General features: G+C 54.4%; 22 protein-coding genes and 1 pseudogene. 8 read left to right on the top strand and 15 right to left on the bottom strand.

What is annotated here, in order from left to right; translation table 11 throughout:
• Positions 1-36: 36 nt before the first annotated feature.
• Together C813_RS26705 and wzz(fepE) are read left to right on the top strand one after the other, a co-directional pair.
• Positions 37-756: a YggN family protein gene (locus C813_RS26705; RefSeq protein WP_017457569.1), complete on the top strand. Its 720-nt coding sequence runs from the start codon at positions 37-39 to the stop codon at positions 754-756.
• A 326-nt stretch (positions 757-1,082) separates the two neighbouring features.
• Positions 1,083-2,186, top strand: coding sequence for an LPS O-antigen length regulator Wzz(fepE) (gene wzz(fepE) / locus C813_RS26710; protein WP_017457570.1), 1,104 nt, complete (start codon positions 1,083-1,085; stop codon positions 2,184-2,186).
• Between the two features lie 53 nt (positions 2,187-2,239).
• Here wzz(fepE) and hemW read toward each other — a convergent pair whose 3' ends face one another.
• From hemW to C813_RS26735, 5 genes are read right to left on the bottom strand one after another with little or no spacing between them, the layout of a single operon-like run.
• Complete coding sequence (gene hemW / locus C813_RS26715; RefSeq protein ID WP_017457571.1) at positions 2,240-3,376, bottom strand: radical SAM family heme chaperone HemW; 1,137 nt, start codon at positions 3,374-3,376, stop codon at positions 2,240-2,242.
• On the bottom strand, positions 3,369-3,962 hold the full coding sequence (locus C813_RS26720; protein WP_017457572.1) for an XTP/dITP diphosphatase: 594 nt from the start codon (positions 3,960-3,962) through the stop codon (positions 3,369-3,371). Before C813_RS26720 ends, hemW begins: the two co-directional genes overlap by 8 nt.
• An 8-nt stretch (positions 3,963-3,970) precedes the next feature.
• Positions 3,971-4,261: a DUF167 family protein YggU gene (yggU, locus tag C813_RS26725; protein ID WP_017457573.1), complete on the bottom strand. Its 291-nt coding sequence runs from the start codon at positions 4,259-4,261 to the stop codon at positions 3,971-3,973.
• Positions 4,258-4,824, bottom strand: coding sequence for a YggT family protein (locus tag C813_RS26730; RefSeq protein ID WP_017457574.1), 567 nt, complete (start codon positions 4,822-4,824; stop codon positions 4,258-4,260). The genes yggU and C813_RS26730 overlap by 4 nt, the downstream gene beginning before the upstream one ends.
• An 18-nt stretch (positions 4,825-4,842) precedes the next feature.
• Positions 4,843-5,547: a YggS family pyridoxal phosphate-dependent enzyme gene (locus C813_RS26735; protein WP_017457575.1), complete on the bottom strand. Its 705-nt coding sequence runs from the start codon at positions 5,545-5,547 to the stop codon at positions 4,843-4,845.
• A 17-nt stretch (positions 5,548-5,564) separates the two neighbouring features.
• Between C813_RS26735 and C813_RS26740 the strand changes: the two genes are divergently transcribed.
• The gene (locus tag C813_RS26740) at positions 5,565-6,545 is read left to right on the top strand and encodes a type IV pilus twitching motility protein PilT (RefSeq protein ID WP_017457576.1); all 981 of its coding nucleotides are present in this window, start codon (positions 5,565-5,567) and stop codon (positions 6,543-6,545) included.
• Here the strand turns inward: C813_RS26740 and C813_RS26745 are convergent.
• Positions 6,542-8,800 carry an FAD-dependent oxidoreductase gene (locus tag C813_RS26745; RefSeq protein WP_017457577.1) on the bottom strand — a complete coding sequence of 753 codons (2,259 nt, stop codon included), beginning with the start codon at positions 8,798-8,800 and terminating at the stop codon, positions 6,542-6,544. The two genes, C813_RS26740 and C813_RS26745, sit on opposite strands and share 4 nt — an antisense overlap.
• Before the next feature lie 66 nt (positions 8,801-8,866).
• Between C813_RS26745 and C813_RS26750 the strand changes: the two genes are divergently transcribed.
• On the top strand, positions 8,867-9,559 hold the full coding sequence (locus C813_RS26750) for an IclR family transcriptional regulator domain-containing protein (protein WP_017457578.1): 693 nt from the start codon (positions 8,867-8,869) through the stop codon (positions 9,557-9,559).
• A gap of 153 nt (positions 9,560-9,712) precedes the next feature.
• Here the strand turns inward: C813_RS26750 and ruvX are convergent, their stop codons facing one another.
• The 8 genes and pseudogenes from ruvX to metK all read right to left on the bottom strand — a co-directional run bounded on the left by ruvX (position 9,713) and on the right by metK (position 16,911).
• A complete protein-coding gene (gene ruvX, locus C813_RS26755; RefSeq protein ID WP_017457579.1) occupies positions 9,713-10,129 on the bottom strand; it encodes a Holliday junction resolvase RuvX in 417 nt (138 codons plus the stop codon).
• Positions 10,129-10,692, bottom strand: a complete 564-nt coding sequence (locus C813_RS26760; RefSeq protein WP_017457580.1) for a YqgE/AlgH family protein — start codon at positions 10,690-10,692, stop codon at positions 10,129-10,131. The genes ruvX and C813_RS26760 overlap by 1 nt, the downstream gene beginning before the upstream one ends.
• Before the next feature lie 120 nt (positions 10,693-10,812).
• Positions 10,813-11,760, bottom strand: a complete 948-nt coding sequence (gene gshB / locus C813_RS26765; protein ID WP_017457581.1) for a glutathione synthase — start codon at positions 11,758-11,760, stop codon at positions 10,813-10,815.
• Positions 11,761-11,773: 13 nt separating this feature from the next.
• Positions 11,774-12,504: pseudogene (rsmE, locus tag C813_RS46220) on the bottom strand (16S rRNA (uracil(1498)-N(3))-methyltransferase).
• 81 nt (positions 12,505-12,585) lie between these two features.
• The gene (endA, locus tag C813_RS26770) at positions 12,586-13,284 is read right to left on the bottom strand and encodes a deoxyribonuclease I (protein ID WP_017457583.1); all 699 of its coding nucleotides are present in this window, start codon (positions 13,282-13,284) and stop codon (positions 12,586-12,588) included.
• An 87-nt stretch (positions 13,285-13,371) separates the two neighbouring features.
• On the bottom strand, positions 13,372-13,878 hold the full coding sequence (locus C813_RS26775; RefSeq protein ID WP_017457584.1) for a SprT family zinc-dependent metalloprotease: 507 nt from the start codon (positions 13,876-13,878) through the stop codon (positions 13,372-13,374).
• Positions 13,879-13,959: 81 nt separating this feature from the next.
• Positions 13,960-15,354, bottom strand: coding sequence for a sugar porter family MFS transporter (locus tag C813_RS26780; protein ID WP_017457585.1), 1,395 nt, complete (start codon positions 15,352-15,354; stop codon positions 13,960-13,962).
• Between the two features lie 402 nt (positions 15,355-15,756).
• Positions 15,757-16,911, bottom strand: coding sequence for a methionine adenosyltransferase (gene metK, locus C813_RS26785; RefSeq protein ID WP_017457586.1), 1,155 nt, complete (start codon positions 16,909-16,911; stop codon positions 15,757-15,759).
• A gap of 439 nt (positions 16,912-17,350) precedes the next feature.
• Here metK and C813_RS47730 point away from each other — a divergent pair, with 439 nt between their 5' ends.
• From C813_RS47730 to speA, 3 genes are all read left to right on the top strand, one after another.
• The gene (locus C813_RS47730) at positions 17,351-17,494 is read left to right on the top strand and encodes a hypothetical protein (RefSeq protein ID WP_419177757.1); all 144 of its coding nucleotides are present in this window, start codon (positions 17,351-17,353) and stop codon (positions 17,492-17,494) included.
• 93 nt (positions 17,495-17,587) lie between these two features.
• Complete coding sequence (gene yqgB, locus C813_RS47685) at positions 17,588-17,770, top strand: acid stress response protein YqgB (RefSeq protein ID WP_017457587.1); 183 nt, start codon at positions 17,588-17,590, stop codon at positions 17,768-17,770.
• An 8-nt stretch (positions 17,771-17,778) separates the two neighbouring features.
• Positions 17,779-19,755 carry a biosynthetic arginine decarboxylase gene (gene speA, locus C813_RS26790; RefSeq protein ID WP_017457588.1) on the top strand — a complete coding sequence of 659 codons (1,977 nt, stop codon included), beginning with the start codon at positions 17,779-17,781 and terminating at the stop codon, positions 19,753-19,755.
• Between the two features lie 300 nt (positions 19,756-20,055).
• Here speA and loiP read toward each other — a convergent pair whose 3' ends face one another.
• Entirely contained in the window at positions 20,056-20,814 is a 759-nt protein-coding gene (loiP, locus tag C813_RS26795) for a metalloprotease LoiP (protein ID WP_017457589.1), read from the bottom strand.
• Positions 20,815-21,093: 279 nt separating this feature from the next.
• On the opposite strand from loiP, the gene tkt reads away from it, so the two are divergent.
• On the top strand, positions 21,094-23,085 hold the full coding sequence (tkt, locus tag C813_RS26800; RefSeq protein WP_017457590.1) for a transketolase: 1,992 nt from the start codon (positions 21,094-21,096) through the stop codon (positions 23,083-23,085).
• Positions 23,086-23,264 lie beyond the last annotated feature (179 nt).

Consider the following 23,264-nt stretch of genomic DNA (forward strand, 5'->3'; position numbering starts at 1 on the left):
CATTTGCTGGCCCGTTTTGTCTCTACAGGAGTTTTTATGATGCGCAAAACGCTACTGGCGGCGGCTCTAACGCTTACAGCATTCGCGGCTCAGGCCGACTATCAATGTAGCGTCACGCCGCGTGACGATGTGATCATCAACCCGCAAACCGTGCAGGTGAAAGGGGAGAACGGCAATCTGGTTATCACGCCGGATGGCAATGTGATGTTCAACGGCAAACAACCGACACTTAGCGCCGCTCAGCGCGAGCAGGCAAAAGATTACCAGGCTGAACTGCGCAGCGCGCTGCCATGGATTGACGATGGTGCGCGTAGCCGCGTGGAGAAAAACCGCATCGCGCTGGATAAAATCATCGTTAAAGAGGTAGGTGAAAGCAGCAGTATGCGTAATCGCCTGACCAAGCTTGATGCACAATTAAAAGAGCAGATGAATCGCATTATTGAACATCGTAGCGATGGCCTGACCTTCCACTATAAAGCGATTGAGCAAGTACGCGCAGACGGACAGCAACTGGTGAATCAGGCAATGGGCGGCATTCTGCAGGACAGCATTAATGAAATGGGCGCGAAAGCGGTGCTGAAAAGCGGCGGCAACCCATTACAAAACGTCTTAGGCAGCCTGGGCGGTTTACAGACCGCTATTCAGAACGAGTGGAAAAATCAGGAAGCGGATTTCCAGCAGTTCGGGAAAGATGTTTGTAAACGTGTAGTGACGCTGGAAGAGAGCCGTAAGGCATTAACCGCCCAGTTAAAGTAATCCAATTTCACAGCCTTCTCTTTGAACGAAAGGCTGTGTTTTATTTCATATAATATATTCAATGTCCTGTTTCTATATTTCAAAATATATAAAATATAATCTGTCATCTATTCCCGCCCTCTTATTGTGCCTTAAAATTTAAAAAAGCTCTTTTGCTGGTTAATTAAAGTACAATAAAATCCAAAAACCTACGAAATATGGTGGGTTTTTAATAAAATCTATCAATATCTGTAAGTTAAGCGACATCTGACATACTTTCAGAATGTTCTTGTTGGTGGTAATATCGCGGCTTCAAATCATGGACGCGATTCTCACAAAAAAATCATATGTCATCACTAAATATCAAATCTGAACATACTCCTTCATTTTATGAGAATCAGCCTATTCCACTTAGAAGCCATGAAATCGACCTGTTAAATTTGGTAGGGATTTTATGGAAAGGTAAAGTTTTCATTATCGCGACTGTGTTGCTATTTGCAGTTGCCGGTTTTTTTATTGCCGCATTATTGCCACAGAAATGGACCAGCCAGGCTGAGGTTACGCCAGCGGAAAAAATCCAGTGGACAGAGTTACAGAAAACACTAGTTGCGCTGCAAGTGCTTGATGTAAAAGTTCCTATTGATGCAAATGAAATATTTAATCTTTTCCTGAAAAAATTTAATTCTCAATCATTGAAAGAAGAGTTTCTCGCCTCATCTCCGCTGGTTTTAGGAGCATTGCAGGATCAGAACTTTGATCAACACGAATTGCGTCGCGCCGTCGTGCTGTTATCGGAAAAAATTAAAGCCGTCAACAACATCAAACCCGGTACTAGCGACTCTTCTTATGCTTCATGGTCCTTGAGTTTCACGGCACCAAGCGCACCGGAAGCGCAACAAGTACTGAAAAATTATATCGATTACGTTTCGGCGCTAGTGGTGAAAGAGACGCTGGATACGTTGCGTAGTGATGTTGACGTGCGTAAAAGTTACGAAAAAAACGTGCTGGAGATGGATCGGGTGCGCATCACGACGAAGCATGATGCCAATATCAAACGACTGAATTACTCGCTGGAAGTCGCCAATGCTGCTGGAATCAAGCGCCCGGTCTACAGTAATGGCCAATCCGTACAGGATGACCCTGATTTTTCTATCGCACTGGGCGCGGATGGGATCGCAGAAAAGCTGCGGATTGAAAAGTCGCTTAAGGATGTTACTGAGTTAAATGCGGATTTCCAGAACCGGGAATATACATTGTCGGAGCTGGAAAAAGTTAACATCAAAGATATTGAGTTTTCCCCTATCAAATACCAGCTAACACCCTCTCTTCCGATGAAAAAAGATGGCGCGGGCAAGGCGTTAATTCTTGTACTGGCGGCGATGATCGGCGGGATTATTTCATGTGGTATTGTGCTACTGCGCCACGCAATGCGTCAGCGTAATATTCTGTAACCACGAATGTTCCCTGGCTGGCTGTTCAAATAACTGAACAGCTAGCACCAGAATTATTCGGCAAGAAATAGTTCCAGCAGGGAATTAAGAAATAACTTACCGTGTTCGGTTATCTGCCAGCGCTCTTCATTTTCCGTCAAATAATTCAGCTTCAGTGCTTCCTCAATTTGCGGGCGAATAACGCGTTCATCCAGGCCGGTATACCGTGAAAAATCAGCACGCGGTGCGGGTTCCAGCAGACGAAAACGGTTCATAAAGAACTCGAACGGTTTATCTTGCGCTTCAACATCGTGCTGCTTATCCAGGTAATTACCCTGCATATAACCGCGTGGATGACGGGTTTTTGCCGTACGCAGAATACGCCCATCCGGAAACGTCACTTTCCCGTGAGCGCCGCAGCCAATACCCAGATAGTCGCCAAAACGCCAGTAGTTGAGATTGTGCTGGCACTGATAACCGGGCTTCGCGTAAGCCGAGGTTTCATATTGCTGATACCCGGCGGCAGTCAGGATCTGGTGGCCCTGTTCGAAAATGTCCCAGAGCGCATCGTCGTCTGGCAGCACCGGAGGACGTGAGCCAAATAGCGTATTAGGTTCAATGGTGAGTTGATACCACGACAAATGCGGCGGGTTGAGCGCAATCGCCTGGCGCAAGTCATCCAGCGCTTCTTCCAGCGACTGATCCGGCAGCCCGTGCATTAAATCAAGGTTAAAGCTGCGTAACCCCAGCCCGCTCGCCAGCTGTGCTGCGCGTTTGGCTTCCTGCGGGCCGTGAATACGCCCGAGGCGCTGTAACTTCGTTTCGCTAAAACTTTGTACACCAATGGAAATGCGGTTCACGCCGGCACGCTGGTAGTCGACAAAGCGGTCGGCTTCCACGGTTCCGGGGTTGGCTTCCATGGTTATTTCTGCATCCAGTGCGAGCGGCAAACGCGCACGCACGCCGTCCAGCAATGTTTGCATTGCCGGACCAGAGAGCAGGCTCGGCGTACCGCCACCGATAAAAATGGTCTTTATTTCACGTCCCTGCGCCCAGGCGACATCGGCATCGAGATCGTTAAGCAAATGCTGAACGTAGTCGTCGTGCGGCACTTCGCCCTTTAATGCGTGGGAATTGAAATCGCAGTACGGGCATTTCTGCACGCACCACGGAATATGTATATAAAGGCTCAGAGGCGGCAAATCAGCCATTACGCAGTGCTTCCAGTAACAGTTTCAACGCTTGTCCACGGTGGGAGATCGCGCTTTTTTCTTCGCGGGTGAGCTCCGCAGCGGTTTTGCCCTCAGCAGGGACAAAGAAAATCGGATCGTAACCAAAGCCGCCGTTACCGGCGGCCTGCCGCGTAATCACGCCAGGCCAGCTGCCGTGGCACACCAGCGGGGTCGGGTCATCAGCATGACGCATATAGACCAGTACGCAATGGAATTGTGCTTTGCGCTCAGCGTCCGGCACATCTTTTAGCGCGTCGAGCAGTTTTTCCAGGTTCTGCTGGTCGCTGGCATCAACGCCGGAATAACGGGCGGAATAAATGCCCGGCGCACCGCCGAGGGCATCGACAGCCAGGCCGGAATCGTCAGCGATAGCGGGCAGGCCAGTAACCTGGGCTGCGTGACGCGCTTTGAGGATGGCATTTTCAATAAACGTCAGGCCGGTCTCTTCGGCGGACTCCACACCCAACTCAGTTTGTGCGACAACATCAAAGCCAAAATCATTCAGCAGCGAGGCCAGCTCGCGCACTTTACCGGCATTACCGGTAGCGAGGACAACTTTTTGCATAGCGGATCCTAATGTATCAGCGCCGCGACTTCCGTCGGGATCTGTTGCGGATGTGAGATTTTAATCTGTTTGTGGCGGCCCAGTTCGCCTTTTTCAATGACGACCTGGTTTTTCGCCACGCGGAACTGCTTAGCGAGGAATTTTACCAGGTGCGCATTGGCCTGGCCGTCCACTGGCGGGGCGGTGATGGCGACTTTTAACTCGTCGCCATGCAGCCCGATAATGGCGTCACGGCTGGCTTTTGGCTGAATATACAGCCGCAACACCAGCCCGTCTTCACAGGTAACAACGGCACTCATAGTGCCATCCACAGCCCCGGCAGCAGAATATCGCCGGTAGATTGCAGCAATTCCGCAATCCCCATATTCAGAACATACAGCAGCAGCACCAGAATCATCGGTGAAAAATCGATGCCGCCCATGGCTGGCAGCAAACTGCGAATTGGGCGTAGCAGTGGTTCGGTCAACTGCATCAGCACATACTCCACCGGGCTGCGTCCCTGGCTGACCCAACTCATGATGGCCATCACCAGCAGTACCCAGAAAATCATCAAGCCGATGGTTTTCAGTAAAATCAGCAGGGCGGAGGCCCAGATAATCGGCTGGAAGGTGATCACCATAAAAATCAGTATCGCTTTAATAAACGACAGAACAAAAGCAATCAGCAGCGAGGCGCTATCCAGCGGCCCCATTGCGGGCAGCACGCGGCGCAGCGGCCCGACAATCGGCTGCGTGGCCTTGACCACGAACTGCGAAAACGGGTTGTAAAAATCGCAGCGTGCCCACTGCATCCAGACACGTAACAGCAGAACCATTGTGTAGAGTTCAATCACTGTCGAGAGCAGGAAAGTCAACGTCTTCATGGCGTTCCTCAGTTTTCCTTAATTTTTCGTGTAATCGCGCGCACCAAAAATGGCCGTACCAATGCGCACCATCGTGCTTCCCGCCGCAATGGCGGCGGTCATATCGTCGGACATGCCCAACGATAGGGTATCCACCGTCGGATAGCGTGTTTTCAACGCCTCAAATGCTACAGCCATTTGCCGTGCCACGGCAAACTGGCGTTCGTAATCTGCTTGCGGCGCGGGTATCGCCATCAATCCTCGCAGACAAACGCCGGGTAGCTCGGACACCTGAGCGGCCAGCGCATCCAGCTCGTTGAGCGCAATCCCGGATTTGCTCTGCTCATCGCTGATGTTGATTTGGATAAGCACATTCAGCGGCGCTAACGTTGCCGGGCGCTGTTCACTTAAACGGCTGGCAATGCGCAGCCTGTCTATCGTGTGGCACCAGTCGAAGTTCTCCGCCACCAGACGGCTTTTGTTGGACTGTAGCGGGCCAATAAAGTGCCATTGCAGACCCTGAACGCCCAGTTGCCTGAAGTGGTTAATTTTATCCACCCCTTCCTGAACATAGTTTTCGCCAAAAGCACGTTGCCCGGCGTTGATCGCTTCTGCGACAGCGCTCGCAGGTTTGGTTTTGCTCACTGCAAGCAGCGTCACTTCTTCTGAAGCCCGGCCGCAGCGTGTTGCGGCGGCTGAGATTTTGTCCCGGACCTGTGCCAGGTTATGCGCAATATCGTTCATGATTCCAGGATGGCTATATGGATATAGAAGAAATAGTGGCGCTTAGTGTAAAGCATAATGTCTCGGATCTACACCTGTGCAGTGGCTCAGTGCCGCGCTGGCGGCAGCAAGGCCGTCTGGAACCCGCGCCGTTTGAAATAACCGATCTCGCCGGGCTGATTGAACAGCATCTGAATACTGCTCAGCAGCGTCTGTGGCGAGAGCGGGGGCAGGTGGATTTTGCCCTGACGACAGCCGCAGGACACAGGCTGCGGGCCGGTGCCTTTACGCGTCACGGTGGCGTTTCGCTGGCGTTACGCTTGCTGCCGCAAAGCTGCCCACTGCTCAGCGAGCTAGACGCTCCTGCGCCGCTGAGCGAATTACTTGGGCGGGAAAACGGCCTGATTCTGGTAACGGGTGCGACCGGCAGCGGCAAATCCACCACCCTGGCAGCCATGGTGGATCACCTTAATCAACATAATGGTATGCATATTCTGACGCTGGAAGATCCGATCGAGTTTGTTCACACCAGCAACCGCTGCCTGATCCAGCAGCGGGAAGTGGGTCTGCATTGCATGTCATTTGCCGACGGCCTGCGTGCGGCGCTGCGTGAGGATCCGGATGTGATCCTGCTCGGTGAGTTGCGCGACAGCGAGACCATCCGTCTGGCGCTGACCGCCGCAGAAACCGGGCATCTGGTGCTGGCGACGCTGCATACGCGCGGTGCGGCACAAGCTGTAGAGAGATTGGTCGATTCCTTTCCGGCGCAAGAAAAAGAGCCTGTGCGCAGCCAGCTTGCGGGAAGCCTGCAGGCGGTGCTGGCGCAAAAACTTGAGGTGGACAAGCGGGGAGGGCGAGTAGCGTTATTCGAGTTGCTGATCAACTCTCCGGCGGCGGCGAGCCTGATCCGCGAAGGCAAAACCCACCAGTTGCCCGGCGTAATGCAAACCGGGCAACAGGCGGGAATGCAAACTTTCGCACAAAGCCACCAACAACGGGTGCTGCAAGGCTGGCTTTAGCGGATGTTTAGCGAGTAAACCGCAGGCAGCGCGCCCGCCGTTTTCAGGATCTCCAGCCTGACGCTGCGCACCGTCAGCGGTTCTTCCAGCCTGTGCTGGCACACCGAGTGGTGGTTGTTTTCCACCTCTGCCAGGAGCTGTTCGTCGGCCCACAAGCGGTAGTGCGTGATGCAGTGTGGCGTTACGGCATAGTGATGACCCATCTGGACTGACTCCATCGCGTTATCGAAGTCGTTGTCCTGTACCAGCGTTAAATGCTGCAACGTTTGTGGCTCCGCCCAGCGCCAGATGATTTCCGGCGCGACATCGTCAGCGGCGGGTGTCCATGCATTGATTTGCTGCTCCGGACGCAAGCGGCCATTTACTACATTCTGCGCACACCAGGCATTCAGTGGCTGGCTGAAACGCAGGGCAGGGAAGATCTGCTGCGGGTGACGGCGCGGTAGCCAGAAATCGAACTCGTCGACGCCATAATCGCCGTCTGCGACCTGGCGGGTGTGTTTTGCCACGCGGGCGTTAAGGCTGTTAAAGACCGTCATAATGCCTGGCGGGTGGGTATCCGTGAGCGCAATTTCGATACCTTCCTGCGCGTCGAAAGCGACAAACACATACTGGTCGCGATCGCTTTGCCAGTTGAAAGCCAGGGTGTACTCGGCTTCGCCGGAGACCTGAAGTACGCTTTCGTCGTATTGATAATCCGGGGTGAAGTTCCCGGCGCGTGCGCTGCCAAGCAGTGAAACCGCCAGTGGTTGCGGTGTTGATGCCCGTAAGCGCAGCGTCATCTCGGGTAGTTGCGCGCCCGCGCGTACGGGTAACAGTAACGCCATGCGTTCCGAAAGCGGCTGCCAGGTGCCGTTGGGTTTCAGCTCGCTCAGTTGGTATTCGCTGCTGGCGCTGACGGTGGCACCAGCAGCCGGGTCGTTCAGCCACTGACGTGGGATATAGCAGCCAGTGGCCTGTAAATGTTGCTGCAAAGCGCTGATATGCTCCCGCTGAGCCAGTTCACGCGGCAGCAGGTTAAGGGCTTTACATTGCGCCGCAGCGCGCCCGACAACTTCGCCCAACAGACCGCAGGTACACATTACGCGGGCGCTGCCGAAGGCGACATGCGAAGCGGAGATCAGCCGCCCGGTAAGCAATAAGTTATCGAGTGAGCGGCTGTAAAGGCTGCGAAACGGAATGGTGTAGGTGCCTTTGCTGTGAAACTGCCGGCAACCGTCGTGGGTGCTATACACGCCATCCGCCGGGTGCAAATCTATCGACCAACCGCCATAACCTACGGCGTCGTAGTGATCGCGCTGCTCAATAATGTCCTGCTGGCACAGCAAATGATCGCCAGGGAAACGGCGGCTTTCACGCTTGCCGGGGATCGCACCAACCCATTCGATAGTCATATTGGCGGCTTCAGGGAATTCGCCAGAGTTTTTAATGTGATCCCAGACGCCCCAGACAATTCTCCACAGTTCCCATTTGATCTCTTCACTTTCGTGCACGGTATCGAGGCGGCCTCCCCACTCCAGCCACCACAAATCGCAGCCGTTCAGCGTTGACGTCAGGCGCTTATAGCGCGGGATTTCAGTGATATCTTTCAGCGCAAAAGAGGGGGGAACAAAGTTTACCGGCCCGGCGGTTTGCTTAGTGTAGAAATAGATGGAGTGGCCCAGCTTGTGACCAAAATTGTCACCGGGCGCCATTTTTTCGCCCAGCTCTTCAGCTTCTTCTGCGCCTTCACGGTATTCTGCGCCGGCCAGAAAACCGAGTACGCCGTCACCGGTAGCGTCGCAGAACTGCGTGGCGCTTACGGTGTAAAAGGTTTCGTTAATGGGGTTGAAGGCTTTTACCGCAGTGAGGGCGTTTCCCGTTTTTTCGACCTCAAAGACGGTGGTATTGAGTAGCAATGTCAGCCCCGGCTGGCTTTTGGCAAGATCCAGAAGCACCAGGTCGAACATCACCGGATTCCCCTCTTTGTTCCGCCAGAGGTTCTCTTCCATGATTTCGCCCATGATGCCGCCTTCGCGCGCCCAGCGGTTATTATTGCCCATATGTGACGTTGCGCCGTTGGCCCACAAACGCACTTCGCTGGAGGCATTACCGCCCAGCACTGGCCTGTCCTGAACGAGCACCACTTGCAGGCCGTCTCGCGCTGCCGCCAGCGCGGCGCAAAGCCCCGCCAGCCCGCCGCCCGCAACTAGCAGATCGGCGTGCAGTTGCTGCGCTGGAAATGTTCTGGCCTCGGTTTGAGGAAAGATTTTCATAACCTTGTTTCCTTCTTTACTGGCGGTAAAATCGGTTTTTCGAGCAACCTGAAAAGTGAACCTGCAATGTCTTCACAACCCAATCAAAGCCTGATCGACGGCATTCGCTGCCTGCAGTATCTGGTTTCCAGCGATCGCGCCATTGGCTGTCGCGAACTGGCGCGCCTGATGGGCATTAACACAACCCGTGTAAACCGGTTGTTGATGACCATGGCGTCTATTGGCCTGACGATGCAGGATGCACAGCGTCGCTATCTGCCTGGCCCCGGAATCCATGCGCTGGCAGCGCAGGCCATCCGGGGTTCAGCACTCTTCTCCCAGGCGCTGCCGCTACTGGAAAGCCATGCCCCGAAAGACATCGTGGTGGCAATGGGCGTGCTCTGGGAGGATCAGGTGATCTATATCTATCACTCCAGCCCCGGTAGTCAGGTCAGCCAGGCGCTGGCCGGTTTTCATATGCTCCCGGCCTGGCAGTCCGTCATCGGTATGGCGTTACTGGCGGCAGAAAGTGATGAAACCCTGCAACAGCGCTTTAGCGAAGAGCAGTGGCTGCTGCTTGGCCCACATGTCGCCCGGCAGCGTGAGCGCGGTCACGTGGTCTGGCACCATGACGACGGTGAAGTCTCGATGGCAAAACCGCTTGGCGCACATTCCGCCGCACTCGCCTTTGCCGGAATGTGGCGCGTTGACGACACGGTCGTAGAAACACGGCTACAGGCACTTCACGCGCTGGTTGAACGCCTGACGGAAAAATCCTGACGCTGGCTAACGCTAATATGTTTCTTTTATAGAAACACGCGATGAAATGCAAAAAGCACAGCCGGAAACTGTGAGAACGATCGGCAGAAAGCCGCGAACAGGTCGCGGCTTTCGTTGGGTCAGTAATGGGGAGAGTTGCTGGTCGGGGCAGGTTCAGAAATGTTGTTCGAAGTAGCTCTCAAGGATGATGACGGCGGAAGCGGAATCGACACTTCCCTTGTCGAGCGCGCGAAAACCGCCGCGTTCGAACAGCCCGGCGCGGGCTTCGACAGTGCTTAAGCGTTCATCATGCAGCGTCACCTGCACGCCAAAACGGCCATGAACTTTGTTGGCAAAGTTACGGGCACGAGCGGTAAGTGGTTGCTCGGTGCCATCCATATTCAACGGCAAACCCACAATCACAGACTCGGGCTGCCACTCTTTTAACAGCTTTTCGATAAGCTTCCAGTCCGGCGTGCCGTCCTGCGCTTTCAGCGCGCTGAGTGGGCGAGCCGTACCCGTGATGCGCTGCCCGATGGCAACGCCAATGCTTTTGGTGCCAAAATCAAAGGCTAACAGGGTTCCGCTCATCAGGCGTGTCCCGCCACGCCAGGCATGGTGGAGATATCGATGCCGATAAGTTTGGCCGCTTCACGCCAGCGATCGGCGATCGGCGTTTTAAACAGAATGTTGAGATCCGCAGGTGCAGTGAGCCAGGCATTATCAAGGATCTCCTCCTCGAGCTGCCCTTTTTCCCACGAGGCATAGCCCAGCGCAACCAGCACTTCGCTCGGTTGTTCTGCCGTACCAAGCGTCTCCAGCACATCGCGCGAGGTGGTGATCACGGTGTTATCCGACACGCGAATGCTCGACGAGAATGCCGCTGGTGGTGTGTGCAGAATAAAACCGCGATCTTCGGCCAGCGGGCCGCCAAGCAGCACCGGTTTATCCAGGCGGATTGCCGGATCGCGTTCTGTGGGCTGGATTTTGAGTTTTTCCAGAACACCTTCCACTTTCAGGTTTTCCAGAGGCTTATTAATAATCAGCCCCATCGCACCTTCATCGTTGTACTCGCAAATGTAAACCACTGAGCGACGAAAGAGGGGATCCTGAAGAGCAGGCATGGCAATAAGAAAGTGATGCTGTAAATTCATTGTCAGAGGTTCTGTTTCCTGGTTCAAAAAAGCGACAGCTTAGTATGGGGGGAAAGCGAAGTGCTGTCACTAGCCAAAGCTGGCGAGGGGCGGGATCCATCCCGCACCTTTATATGACAGTTATTTTCCGAGGCGTTTTTCGATAGCGTCCATCAACATACCGGTAATGGAGATCGGGAATTCCGCTTCGATTTCGCGGATGCACGTCGGGCTGGTGACGTTAATTTCGGTCAGGCGATCGCCGATAATATCCAGGCCGACAAAGATTAACCCTTTCGCTTTCAGCACCGGCGCGACTTTACGCGCGATAGCCCAGTCGCTTTCGCTTAACGGGCGTGGTTCGCCGCGTCCACCTGCGGCGAGGTTACCGCGAGTTTCACCGCCCTGCGGAATGCGCGCCAGACAGTAAGGCACCGGTTCGCCATCAACGACCAGCACGCGTTTGTCGCCATCTTTGATGGCGGGCAGGTAGTTCTGCGCCATGCAGTAGCGGCTACCCAGCTCGGTCAGCGTTTCGGCGATAACCGAGAGGTTTGGATCGCCCTCTTTCACGCGGAAAATTGAGGTGCCGCCCATGCCGTCCAGCGGCTTAAGAATGACGTCTGTGTGCTTTTGCCAGAAGGCTTTCAGTTGTGCTTTGTTGCGGGTGACCAGCGTTTCCGGAGTTAATTCCGGGAACCAGGCGGTGAACAGCTTTTCGTTACAGTCACGCAGGCTTTGCGGTTTGTTCACGATCAGCGTGCCTTTTTCTTCCGCGCGTTCAAGGATATACGTCGCATAAATATATTCGGTATCGAACGGCGGATCTTTACGCATCAGGATAGTGTCCAGCTCGGCGAGAGCCATATCCTGTTCGCTGCCGAATTCATACCATTTGTCGTAATTGTGTTCGACGGACAACGTACGAGTTCGGGCGCGAGCTTCACCGTTAATCAGATAAAGATCCGCCATCTCCATATAGTGCAGCTCGTAGCCGCGGCGCTGAGCTTCCAGCAGCATGGCGAAGCTGGAGTCTTTTTTGATATTGATGTCCGCGATGGGATCCATCACGATGCCGAGCTTGATCATTCTGCTTCTCCTTTCAACCCAGGTCGCCGAAGCGCACCTGAAGCGCGGTGATGGCGGTAAGCGCCGTAGTCTCTGTGCGTAGCACACGGGGCCTAACAAAATATCTGTGAACTGATAACGCGCGGTCATCGCAATCTCGTCGGCGGATAACCCGCCCTCCGGGCCAATCAGTAAGCGCACACGTTCAACGGGCAGCGGCAGCGTGTTGATGCTTTGGCTGGCGCGCGGATGCAGATTCAACTTTAAGCCAGCTTCCTCTTCGGCGCACCAGGCTTCGAGATCCATCGCCGGGCGAATTTCCGGCACCCGATTGCGACCGCACTGTTCACATGCGGCAATGGCGATTTTTTGCCACTGCTGGAGCTTCTTATTCAGACGTTCAGCATCCAGTTTAACCCCGCAGCGCTCAGAAAAAAGTGGCGTAATGAGGCTTACCCCAAGCTCAATCGATTTCTGGATAGTGAATTCCATTTTTTCACCACGCGACATCACCTGGCCCAGGTGAATATGCAGCGGCGATTCACGATCGTCCACTTCACTGCCAAGGATTTTCACCACCACGCTTTTTTTATCGGCGCGGACAATTTCGGCTTCAAAAACCTGATTAGAGCCGTCGAAAAGCTGAATGGCTTGGCCTGGCCCCATACGCAGCACGCGGCCGACATGGTTGGCAGCATCTTCGCTGAGGGCAATATCATGGCCTGGCTGGATAAGTTCTGGGTGGTGGATGCGGGGAATGCGCATGGTATTTCGAATCCGCTTAGGTTGCAGCCCCGACCGGGATTGACGGGCGGGGCGGGCTTTAACAAATGCCGCTAGTGTAGGTTAGCTCTTTCGCGCCATGCAAGCGCGCTGCACGTAAGGGTTATGGTTGCCCTGCACGTTGGCGATGCGCTCATCACGTTTGCACTCCCAGTCAGTGACCGGATAAAGCTTGTCCCAGGCGGTGAAAAGCTGGGTTTGCTGGCGGGAAAGGTTGAGTTGATACTGGTCGCGCATATAGAAATAGGTACGCGCAATTGCGCCACGCGCGCGAACAGGCGGTTCAGCGAGCTTCGCTTTGAAATCAATTTTCATGCCGCACTGACCGTACTGGTTTTCGCCGCCGTTCCATTGACCGTACATAAAGTTGCCGCGATCGCCGTTTACCTCGCCGACAGCGGGTTGCAGGTTGTGCATATCGCTTTCGATTTTGCGGTACACCGGATCTTTGGCGCAGTTTTTACGCCCGCCATCCTGCCAGCACTGGCGCAGATGGCCGAACTGCCAGGCGGGCATGACATGTTCCCACTCGACCCGGCTGGCGCGGTTTTCGTTTTTGCGTACCTGGTAGCCGCAAGACGCGAGGTCAATAACCCCTTTTTTACCCTGCCAGTTGATTTTACAACCGCAGTAGAAATCACCCGGCACATCGGCGTTAACTTTAACGCCCGCTGCTTTGGCCTGGGCAAAGCTGTTAATGCCGTCCGCTGCGAAGGCGGGAACTGCTATCAGCGCGAAGAAGAGTGAGATAAAACGAAACATGGCGAACTCCCTGTCAAAACGAGTTCGCAACGTAGCGGAAGCTGTTGCCTGATGCAATCAGTTCGAGCGGAAAACTTCTTAATGGATTCAGTTACTCGCGCCGGCAGCCAGCGGCTCGCCGCAGTGTACACAGCGGTAAACCGCCTCGCCGCGCAGCACCCGGTTGTGTCGTCGCACCGTTAACTGGTGCTGCTGACATTTGCAATGGTATGGGAAAGTATTGGGCCGCACAGATTCCAGTTCAAACTGATGAGTGCGGCGAGCGGGCACCCCGAGTACGCTCTCCATCATCCACTTCCACTCTTTGCCGTGCGGTGCGACGCGACCAAAATGCTTCCACACCAGCAAGTGTGCCAGTTCGTGGGGAACCACCTCTTCAATAAACGCCTGCTGGTTTTCGAGTAGCAGAACGGGATTCAGCCGGATTTCGTAATCGGCCAGCCAGGCGGTGCCTGCCGCCGTGCCGCGCTGCTGATAGACCAGTTTCGGTTCCGGGTAGTTACGTCCCAGTTTCAGGTTCGCTTGCGCGAGTTTATCCCGCAGGCTGCGCATCACGGCTTGCTGAAGGGCGATTGGGAGACGGGGTGTTTTCATAAGTGCAGAGAATAGGTGGGGCGGGGCATGAGTGCAACAGGCAAAAAGTAAAGGCTTCCTCCGCAGAGGAAGCCTTGAAGGTTAGTTGTGGGAACCTATTTCGCGCAGCGGACGGCCACGCATCAGGTTACGCTCAATGTGCTCAAGCGAAACATGTTTGGTTTCCGGCACCAGCCACAGTGTCAGCACGATGAACAGTACGTTCAGACCGCCGTAAACCCAGAAGGTGTTGGCGTTGCCCAGTGTGTTGAGCATGGTCAGGAAGGTTGCGCCGACAATCATATTGGCAATCCAGTTGGTGGCGGTGGAGCAGGTGATACCGAAGTCGCGGCCTTTCAGCGGCTGAATTTCGGAACACAGCACCCAAATCAACGGACCGGCGCTCATGGCGAAGCCAACAATAAACATCAGCAGCATGGCGACAGCAAAGTATTGTGCCGACGGCGAATGGATACCCAGATGCAGCATGGTGCCCAAAATGCCCATACCGGCCGCCATTACCATGAAGCCCAGTACCAGCGTGGGTTTACGTCCCCAACGATCGACAAGACCGATGGCAATAAAGGTCGCCAGTACGTTAGTCAGACCCACGATCACCGTGCCCCACATCTGCTCGGTGGTGTTGGTGTAACCCGCCAGTTCAAAGATTTTCGGCGCGTAATACATGATGACGTTCATTCCGGTGAACTGCTGCATTACCTGTAACAATACGCCCAGGAACACCGCGCGGCGGAAGTTGCTGTTCTCTTTGAACAGTGCCCAACCGGTCTGTTTTACCTGCAGGCTTTCGCGGATCTCTTCCAGCTCGTTTTTCGCTTCGGCGCTGGTATCGCGCAGGCGCAACAACACCCGTTCGGCGTCGTGGAAGCGGCGCTTGGCGGCAAACCAGCGCGGGCTGTCCGGCAGGAAGAACACGCCAATCAGCAACAAAATCGCCGGAATGATGATAACGCCCAGCATCCAGCGCCATGCGCCGCTATAGCTGAACGCGGTGTCAGAGAGATAAGCACCCAGAATCCCGATAGTGATCATCAACTGATACATGGAAATCATGCTGCCGCGAATTTTTTCCGGCGCGATTTCAGAGAGATAGAGTGGCGCAGTATAAGAGGCAATACCAACCGCCAGACCGAGCAGTACGCGGGAAATAATCAGCACTTCCACGTTTGGTGCGGCCGCAGAACAGAGCGAACCGATGACAAACAAGATAGCGCCAATCATCAGGCTTTTTTTACGCCCCAGGCGCCAGGAGAGCCAGCCGCTGCCGACGGCGCCAACAGCGGCACCGAACATCATTGAGCTAACCACCCACTCCTGCGTGTGTGCGCTAATCTGAAAATCTTTGGTTATGAAGGGCAACGCACCAGCGATTACCCCAATATCCAGGCCAAAAAGCAGTCCTGCCAGTGCAGCGAGGAAACAAACAAAGAAGGTCATTGCCTTGTTTGAATACCCCTGTTTTTTATTGTCAGGCATTATGCCCTCCATTCATGTCATTGGTTTTTTCGATGTAAAAGGTAGGCCACTCATCAGTAAAAATACGTGACTCACATCACATGAGTGTAATCGGTTACATTGCGATAAGGACGTCAATGTAAATAAAAGTGTTAATTATTATAGAATTGTTGGGCAGTAAAGGAGAGGGGATGCGGCGAGTTTCAGACTAAACCGAAACGGAATGTAACAGTCATGTTGTATTCGATTTTCAAAAGGAAAAGTCTGAAAAATCAGCGAAGCGCAGCGGTGTAATCGCTTTCAGATAAATACTGTGCGGGATAAGTGAGTATAGGCGCTGGAAAAAATCGCGGCGAAATGAACTGGTGTCAAAAATAAAAAGGCCAGCACAAGGCTGGCCTGAACAGCAACGCGGTTAGAGAATTATTCCAGACCAGCGGCTTCACGCAGCAGCGCCGCTTTGTCGGTTTTTTCCCAAGGGAAAGTTTCGCGACCAAAGTGACCGTATGCGGCGGTTTGTTTGTAGATCGGGTGCAGCAGATCCAGCATCTGGATCAGGCCGTACGGACGCAGATCGAAGAACTCGCGCACCAGCAGCGTCAGCTGTTCGATGGCAATTTTCTCCGTACCGAACGTTTCCACCATGATGGAGGTCGGTTCAGCCACGCCGATAGCGTAAGAAACCTGGATTTCACAGCGATCGGCAAGGCCAGCCGCAACGATGTTTTTCGCCACGTAACGCGCAGCATACGCCGCAGAACGGTCAACTTTCGACGGATCTTTACCGGAGAATGCACCGCCGCCGTGACGAGCCATGCCGCCGTAGGTATCAACGATGATTTTACGCCCGGTCAGACCGCAGTCGCCCATTGGGCCACCGATAACGAAACGGCCCGTCGGGTTGATGAAGAATTTGGTTGAGGCGTTCAGCCATTCGGTCGGCAGGATCGGTTTGATGATCTCTTCCATCACCGCTTCTTGCAGGGATTTCTGATCGATATCTTCTGCGTGCTGGGTAGACAGAACTACCGCGTCGATACCGACGATTTTGCCGTCGTCATACTGGAACGTTACCTGGCTTTTCGCGTCCGGACGTAGCCACGGCAGCGTGCCGTTTTTACGCACTTCAGCCTGGCGCTGAACCAGACGGTGAGCATAGGTGATCGGTGCTGGCATCAGCACGTCGGTTTCATTGGTCGCATAGCCAAACATCAGGCCCTGGTCGCCAGCGCCCTGTTCCAGCGGGTCTGCACGGTCAACACCCTGGTTGATATCCGGAGACTGTTTACCAATTGCGCTCAGTACGGCGCAGGAGTTCGCGTCAAAGCCCATGTCCGAATGCACATAGCCGATTTCACGTACGGTATTACGGGTGATCTCTTCGATATCTACCCACGCGCTGGTGGTGATTTCGCCACCTACCAGTACCATGCCGGTTTTGACGTAGGTTTCACAAGCAACGCGTGCTTTCGGATCCTGCTCGAGGATAGCGTCCAGCACGGCATCGGAAATTTGGTCAGCGATTTTGTCAGGATGCCCTTCAGAGACGGACTCGGACGTAAAAAGGTGTTTTGCCATAGTAAGTTTTCACCCTGGAGTAATACGGTTAGCTCGAATTCTGTGTCCGGAGGTCTTCGCGTCTGGCGGACGCGGACTGCAGAAGGTGACACATGAAGTCTGCGTGTTAATCGGTTCTGCGCATACATTCTTCACGTATGGACGGATTAACATCTGGATGGCTATTCTAGGTTAACTCTTGACCCTATTGCCAGCGTTTTTTGATGCTCGCCACATCCTGTCACAAATAGTGACGGAAAATTTTCCTGGCAATGCGGCAAACACAGCTTTTTTATTTTGCATTTTCACCCCGTTATCGGTATAAAACGCCGCGCGCGGCTCATTAAAAAAGCGCACGGCAGAAACGCTGTGTCGCCACTTCCAGCCGGGTTAAGCAGTGAATTTAATGGCTTTGGCTTGTCGCGGGTCTTAACGGCTTGCGTGGAGGTGATAAGAGATAATGAAGCGCTGTTTTCTACAGGACCTGTCGCGTCGTTCTGACGTGCGTTTATTCCCCGCAACCTGCATTTCGAATCTGCAAACCTGCCGATGTTATACCCATTTCGGCGCTTCTCAGGACTCCAGGGCCGGTAAGGCGTTGTGATAACTGAACAAGGGCTCTCCTGTTAGATCAGGGGTTTTCTCGTGGTTTCGCCGGGCTGTCATACTCGAGTCCCGATACGTGTTTTACAATGATATGAATAAGAAACCGGTCGCACAGTCGGTGCTTCAGCATATTTCGCTGAAAAGTCAGACTGTTTATGGGTTGTTATCGCTATGTGTCACTGCGATAGTAGTCAACTATTTTATCCGTATGCATTTTCGCGCGGTCGCCTTTGGGCGTCGTGATGTGCACAGGGTATACACTTTCATCTATTGAGGTTCGTTATGTCTGACGACATGTCTTCGTTTTCGCCTTCGTCAGCAGGCGAACAGGGTGTACTACGTTCCATGCAGGAGGTTGCGATGAGCTCCCAGGAAGCCAGCAAGATGCTTCGTACTTATAACATTGCCTGGTGGGGCAATAATTACTACGACGTCAACGAGCTGGGCCATATCAGCGTTTGCCCGGATCCGGACGTCCCAGAAGCCCGTGTCGACCTGGCGCAACTGGTGAAAGCGCGTGAAGCGCAGGGGCAACGTCTGCCCGCGCTGTTCTGTTTCCCGCAGATCCTGCAACACCGTCTGCGTTCGATTAACGCCGCCTTCAAACGTGCGCGTGAATCCTACGGTTACAACGGTGACTATTTCCTGGTTTACCCGATCAAGGTGAACCAGCATCGCCGCGTGATCGAGTCGCTGATCCATTCCGGCGAACCGCTGGGGCTGGAAGCGGGCTCCAAAGCGGAGCTGATGGCGGTTCTGGCGCATGCGGGCATGACCCGTTCAGTGATTGTGTGTAATGGTTATAAAGACCGTGAATACATTCGCCTCGCGCTGATTGGCGAGAAGATGGGCCATAAGGTCTATCTGGTGATTGAGAAAATGACCGAAATCGCCATCGTGCTGGAAGAAGCCGAACGCCTGAACGTGGTACCGCGTCTTGGCGTGCGTGCGCGTCTGGCATCACAAGGCTCCGGGAAATGGCAGTCCTCCGGCGGCGAGAAATCAAAATTTGGTCTGGCAGCAACCCAGGTTCTGCAACTGGTGGAAATGCTGCGCGAGCGCGGGCGTCTGGACAGCATTCAACTGCTGCATTTCCACCTCGGTTCGCAGATGGCGAACATTCGCGATATCGCCACTGGCGTACGTGAATCGGCGCGTTTCTATGTTGAGCTGCATAAGCTTGGCGTCAATATTCAGTGTTTCGACGTGGGCGGCGGCCTGGGCGTGGACTATGAAGGTACGCGTTCCCAGTCAGATTGTTCAGTGAACTATGGCCTGAACGAATACGCCAACAACATCATTTGGGCGATTGGCGATGCTTGCGAGGAGCACGGTCTGCCGCACCCGACGGTGATCACCGAATCTGGCCGTGCCGTAACCGCACACCATACCGTGCTGGTTTCCAACATTATTGGTGTTGAGCGTAACGAATACACGCCAGCGATCCCACCGGCCGAAGATGCGCCGCGCGCTTTGCAAAGCATGTGGGAAACCTGGCAGGAGATGCATGAGCCGGGTACGCGTCGTTCGCTGCGCGAATGGCTGCACGACAGCCAGATGGATCTGCACGATATCCATGTCGGTTACTCTTCTGGCACATTCAGCCTGCAAGAGCGCGCGTGGGCCGAGCAGCTGTATCTGAATATGTGCCACGAAGTGCAGAAACAGCTCGATCCGAGCAACCGTGCGCATCGCCCGATTATCGATGAGTTGCAGGAGCGCATGGCGGACAAAATGTATGTCAACTTCTCGCTGTTTCAGTCGATGCCGGATGCATGGGGGATCGATCAACTGTTCCCGGTTCTGCCGTTAGAAGGGTTGAATCACGCGCCGGAACGCCGTGCCGTGCTGCTGGATATTACGTGTGATTCCGATGGCGCTATCGATCACTACGTGGATGGTGACGGGATTGCGACCACCATGCCGATGCCGGAATACGATCCGGAGAACCCGCCGATGCTGGGCTTCTTTATGGTCGGTGCTTACCAGGAGATCCTCGGTAACATGCATAACCTGTTCGGCGATACCGAAGCGGTTGACGTGTTTGTCTTCCCGGATGGTAGCGTTGAAGTGGAGCTTTCTGATGAAGGCGATACCGTGGCGGATATGTTGCAGTACGTGCAGCTCGATCCGAACACGCTGCTGACGCAGTTCCGCGATCAGGTGAAACAGACCGGGCTTGATGAGACGCTGCAACAACAGTTCCTCGAAGAGTTTGAAGCCGGGCTTTACGGCTACACCTATCTGGAAGACGAGTAACGCAATTTATAGCACCTGACCGGTAACCAACGGAATCCCTTCCTCGCCAGCGCGGTGCGGAAGGGATTTTTTTATAAGTAGATCAAGCGGATCTTCTGCTGGATGCACACGTGATATTAGCCGGATAGCGCGCCATCTCACCGTTGACAACATCCTGACAGGTAATCATAGAAAGAGAGGTGTCGTCATTTTTTCAATGCGTTGCGATCCGCGCGATCAATCTGGCAATTGATGCGTTTTGTTCGCTGTGCATTTTTTCAGGTGAAACAAAAAGGGAGGCAAGGTTGCCTCCCCAGGAGATTATTTAATGCCATCTGCGGCCATACGGTCACGGATGTGCTGCGCACGTTCAGCCGAAGCCGGGTGATCGTCAAACATTGAACTTTGACGGCCTTCTTCCATCTTCGCCAGTTTTTCGAAGCTGGTGGCTAACCCGGCTGGACTGATACCGCGTTTGCGCAGCAGGTCATAAGAGTAGTCATCCGCTTCGGCTTCCTGGCGCTGAGAGAACTGGGAGTTAACCAGTTGCTCGCCCAGTGCGCCAAGCTGCGACTGCGACAAGCTGCCCACAATCCCGCCGGCAGAGGCCGCCGCCGCGCGCACCGCATTGGTGCCGAGCGCAACCTGCATGCCTTTCTTCACATGACCTAGCGCCACGTGGCCCATTTCGTGACCAATCACCGCTTCGACTTCGTTATCGGTCATCATGTCCATCAGCGCACTGTAAACACGGATGCAGCCATTCGCCATGGCGAAGGCGTTGACGTCTTTCGCCACATAGACTTTGTAGTTCACCGGCTGGCCATTGATGTTGTCACCCAGAGCGGTGGCAATTTTATTCAAACGCTGCGTGTACGGGCTGCTCGCCGGCGCGATGGTCGCTTTGCTGTCCATCTGTTTACAGGCGTCATCGCTAAGTGCTTTTACCTGCGCGTCGCTCAGCGTGTAGGCCTGGAACGCTTCCGCTCCTGAGCTGAGAAAACCGTTGGAGTTCATGTTCTGACACCCGGCAAGCAGGGTGGTCATTCCCAGAGCAAGCAGGGCTGGGCGAATTTTCATTTGTTCTCTTCCGCAATGATTGGATAGCTATTCTGTTCATACGCCGGTTCAGGCGAACCGGCGGTAAGCCTAAGTATAAGGAACAGAACAGAAGGCGGGCGAGGAGATTGCGCAACATGCGAGCAGCTTCCAGAGATTTCTGAATCGGCAAAAGGATGCTCCATGTACATGACTTGTCGCTTGGGTTACATTGTTGGCACTTTTTTCCGGCGTAGCCCAAAACGCGCTGTCGTCAAGTCGTTACGGGAACAGCCCTTAACAGTCCGATCTGGAGTCAAAATGTCCTCACGTAAAGAGCTTGCTAATGCTATTCGTGCGCTGAGCATGGACGCGGTACAGAAAGCCAAATCCGGTCACCCGGGAGCCCCGATGGGGATGGCCGATATCGCCGAAGTGCTGTGGCGTGATTTTCTGAACCATAACCCGACAAATCCGGCCTGGGCTGACCGTGACCGCTTTGTGCTGTCCAACGGCCACGGCTCGATGCTGATTTATAGCCTGCTGCACCTCACCGGCTACGATCTGCCGATGTCCGAACTGCAGAACTTCCGTCAGCTGCACTCAAAAACGCCGGGCCACCCGGAAGTGGGTTACACCGCAGGTGTTGAAACCACTACCGGTCCACTGGGCCAGGGCATTGCCAATGCGGTAGGTATGGCGATTGCTGAGAAAACTCTCGCAGCGCAGTTCAACCGTCCTGGGCATGACATTGTTGACCACTTCACCTACGCCTTTATGGGCGACGGCTGCATGATGGAAGGCATCTCCCATGAAGTTTGCTCGCTGGCCGGTACGCTGAAGCTGGGTAAACTGGTGGCGTTCTATGATGACAACGGCATCTCGATTGATGGTCACGTGGAAGGTTGGTTTACTGACGATACGGCGAAACGCTTTGAAGCCTATGGCTGGCATGTGGTTCGTGGCATTGACGGCCACAACGCAGACGCCATCAAACGCGCCGTTGAAGAAGCTCGCAGCGTGACGGATAAACCGTCTCTGTTGATGTGCAAAACTATCATTGGTTTCGGTTCGCCGAACAAAGCCGGTACCCACGATTCCCACGGTGCGCCGCTGGGTGACGCGGAAATCGCGCTGACCCGCGAGCAGCTTGGCTGGAAATATGCACCGTTTGAAATCCCGTCTGAAATCTATGCGCAGTGGGATGCAAAAGAAGCAGGTCAGGCAAAAGAAGCGGCGTGGAACGACAAGTTCGCGGCTTACGCGAAAGCCTTCCCGCAGGAAGCGGCTGAATTCACCCGCCGTATGAAGGGCGAGCTGCCGTCTGACTTCGACACTAAAGCGCAGGCCTTTGTTGAAAAACTGCAGGCCAATCCGGCGAAAATCGCCAGCCGTAAAGCCTCTCAAAATGCTATCGAAGCCTTCGGCCCGCTGCTGCCGGAATTCCTCGGCGGTTCCGCTGACCTGGCTCCGTCTAACCTGACTATCTGGTCTGGTTCGAAAGCAATTAACGAAGATGCTGCCGGTAACTACATTCACTACGGCGTGCGCGAATTTGGTATGACCGCGATTGCCAACGGTATCGCGCTGCACGGCGGTTTCCTGCCGTACACCTCTACCTTCCTGATGTTTGTCGAATACGCCCGTAATGCGGTGCGTATGGCTGCGCTGATGAAACAGCGTCAGGTGCTGGTTTACACCCACGACTCGATTGGTCTGGGTGAAGATGGCCCGACTCACCAGCCGGTAGAGCAGGTTGCTTCTCTGCGTGTTACCCCGAACGTCAGCACCTGGCGTCCGTGTGACCAGGTAGAATCTGCGGTGGCGTGGAAATACGGTGTTGAGCGCCATGACGGCCCGACAGCGCTGATCCTCTCCCGTCAGAACCTGGCGCAACAGGAGCGTACCGCGCAACAGCTGGCAGATATCGCCCGCGGTGCGTACGTACTGAAAGATTGCGCAGGCCAGCCGCAGCTGATCCTGATTGCCACCGGTTCAGAAGTAGAACTGGCAGTCTCGGCTTGGGAAAAACTCTCAGCAGAGGGCGTGAAGGCACGAGTGGTTTCCATGCCCTCCACCGACGCGTTCGACAAACAGGATGCGGCTTACCGTGAGTCCGTACTGCCGAAAGCGGTCTCTGCTCGCGTGGCGATTGAAGCCGGTATTGCTGACTTCTGGTACAAATATGTCGGCCTGAACGGCGCTATCGTCGGTATGACCACCTTTGGTGAGTCCGCCCCGGCAGAGCAGCTGTTCGAGGAGTTTGGTTTCACCGTCGACAATGTTGTAGCAAAAGCGAAAGCGCTGCTGTAACCATCCTCTGGCCCGGCAGCGCAACGCCTGCCGGGCCAGCATGACCACCGTTTCCCATTGTGCCTGGATTTTATCAAGGCCACAGATTTGCAGGTCAGCTAAACATAGTTTTATCCACCCCTATCCCCCTCAATCAGCCATACCGCTGCGTTAGCGTCTCCAGCCGTTTACTTCCCATT

The organism is Kosakonia sacchari SP1 (assembly GCF_000300455.3).
In the GTDB taxonomy this organism is placed as follows: Bacteria; Pseudomonadota; Gammaproteobacteria; order Enterobacterales; family Enterobacteriaceae; genus Kosakonia; species Kosakonia sacchari.

What these genes read in the sequence shown, in the direction of transcription:
- C813_RS26705 (WP_017457569.1), top strand. Translation starts at nt 37, where the DNA reads ATGATGCGCAAAACGCTACTGGCGGCGGCTCTAACGCTTACAGCATTC.
- hemW (WP_017457571.1), bottom strand. Translation starts at nt 3,376, where the DNA reads ATGGCTGATTTGCCGCCTCTGAGCCTTTATATACATATTCCGTGGTGC.
- C813_RS26720 (WP_017457572.1), bottom strand. Translation starts at nt 3,962, where the DNA reads ATGCAAAAAGTTGTCCTCGCTACCGGTAATGCCGGTAAAGTGCGCGAG.
- yggU (WP_017457573.1), bottom strand. Translation starts at nt 4,261, where the DNA reads ATGAGTGCCGTTGTTACCTGTGAAGACGGGCTGGTGTTGCGGCTGTAT.
- C813_RS26730 (WP_017457574.1), bottom strand. Translation starts at nt 4,824, where the DNA reads ATGAAGACGTTGACTTTCCTGCTCTCGACAGTGATTGAACTCTACACA.
- C813_RS26735 (WP_017457575.1), bottom strand. Translation starts at nt 5,547, where the DNA reads ATGAACGATATTGCGCATAACCTGGCACAGGTCCGGGACAAAATCTCA.
- C813_RS26740 (WP_017457576.1), top strand. Translation starts at nt 5,565, where the DNA reads ATGGATATAGAAGAAATAGTGGCGCTTAGTGTAAAGCATAATGTCTCG.
- C813_RS26745 (WP_017457577.1), bottom strand. Translation starts at nt 8,800, where the DNA reads ATGAAAATCTTTCCTCAAACCGAGGCCAGAACATTTCCAGCGCAGCAA.
- C813_RS26750 (WP_017457578.1), top strand. Translation starts at nt 8,867, where the DNA reads ATGTCTTCACAACCCAATCAAAGCCTGATCGACGGCATTCGCTGCCTG.
- ruvX (WP_017457579.1), bottom strand. Translation starts at nt 10,129, where the DNA reads ATGAGCGGAACCCTGTTAGCCTTTGATTTTGGCACCAAAAGCATTGGC.
- C813_RS26760 (WP_017457580.1), bottom strand. Translation starts at nt 10,692, where the DNA reads ATGAATTTACAGCATCACTTTCTTATTGCCATGCCTGCTCTTCAGGAT.
- gshB (WP_017457581.1), bottom strand. Translation starts at nt 11,760, where the DNA reads ATGATCAAGCTCGGCATCGTGATGGATCCCATCGCGGACATCAATATC.
- endA (WP_017457583.1), bottom strand. Translation starts at nt 13,284, where the DNA reads ATGTTTCGTTTTATCTCACTCTTCTTCGCGCTGATAGCAGTTCCCGCC.
- C813_RS26775 (WP_017457584.1), bottom strand. Translation starts at nt 13,878, where the DNA reads ATGAAAACACCCCGTCTCCCAATCGCCCTTCAGCAAGCCGTGATGCGC.
- C813_RS26780 (WP_017457585.1), bottom strand. Translation starts at nt 15,354, where the DNA reads ATGCCTGACAATAAAAAACAGGGGTATTCAAACAAGGCAATGACCTTC.
- metK (WP_017457586.1), bottom strand. Translation starts at nt 16,911, where the DNA reads ATGGCAAAACACCTTTTTACGTCCGAGTCCGTCTCTGAAGGGCATCCT.
- C813_RS47730 (WP_419177757.1), top strand. Translation starts at nt 17,351, where the DNA reads ATGAAGCGCTGTTTTCTACAGGACCTGTCGCGTCGTTCTGACGTGCGT.
- yqgB (WP_017457587.1), top strand. Translation starts at nt 17,588, where the DNA reads ATGAATAAGAAACCGGTCGCACAGTCGGTGCTTCAGCATATTTCGCTG.
- speA (WP_017457588.1), top strand. Translation starts at nt 17,779, where the DNA reads ATGTCTGACGACATGTCTTCGTTTTCGCCTTCGTCAGCAGGCGAACAG.
- loiP (WP_017457589.1), bottom strand. Translation starts at nt 20,814, where the DNA reads ATGAAAATTCGCCCAGCCCTGCTTGCTCTGGGAATGACCACCCTGCTT.
- tkt (WP_017457590.1), top strand. Translation starts at nt 21,094, where the DNA reads ATGTCCTCACGTAAAGAGCTTGCTAATGCTATTCGTGCGCTGAGCATG.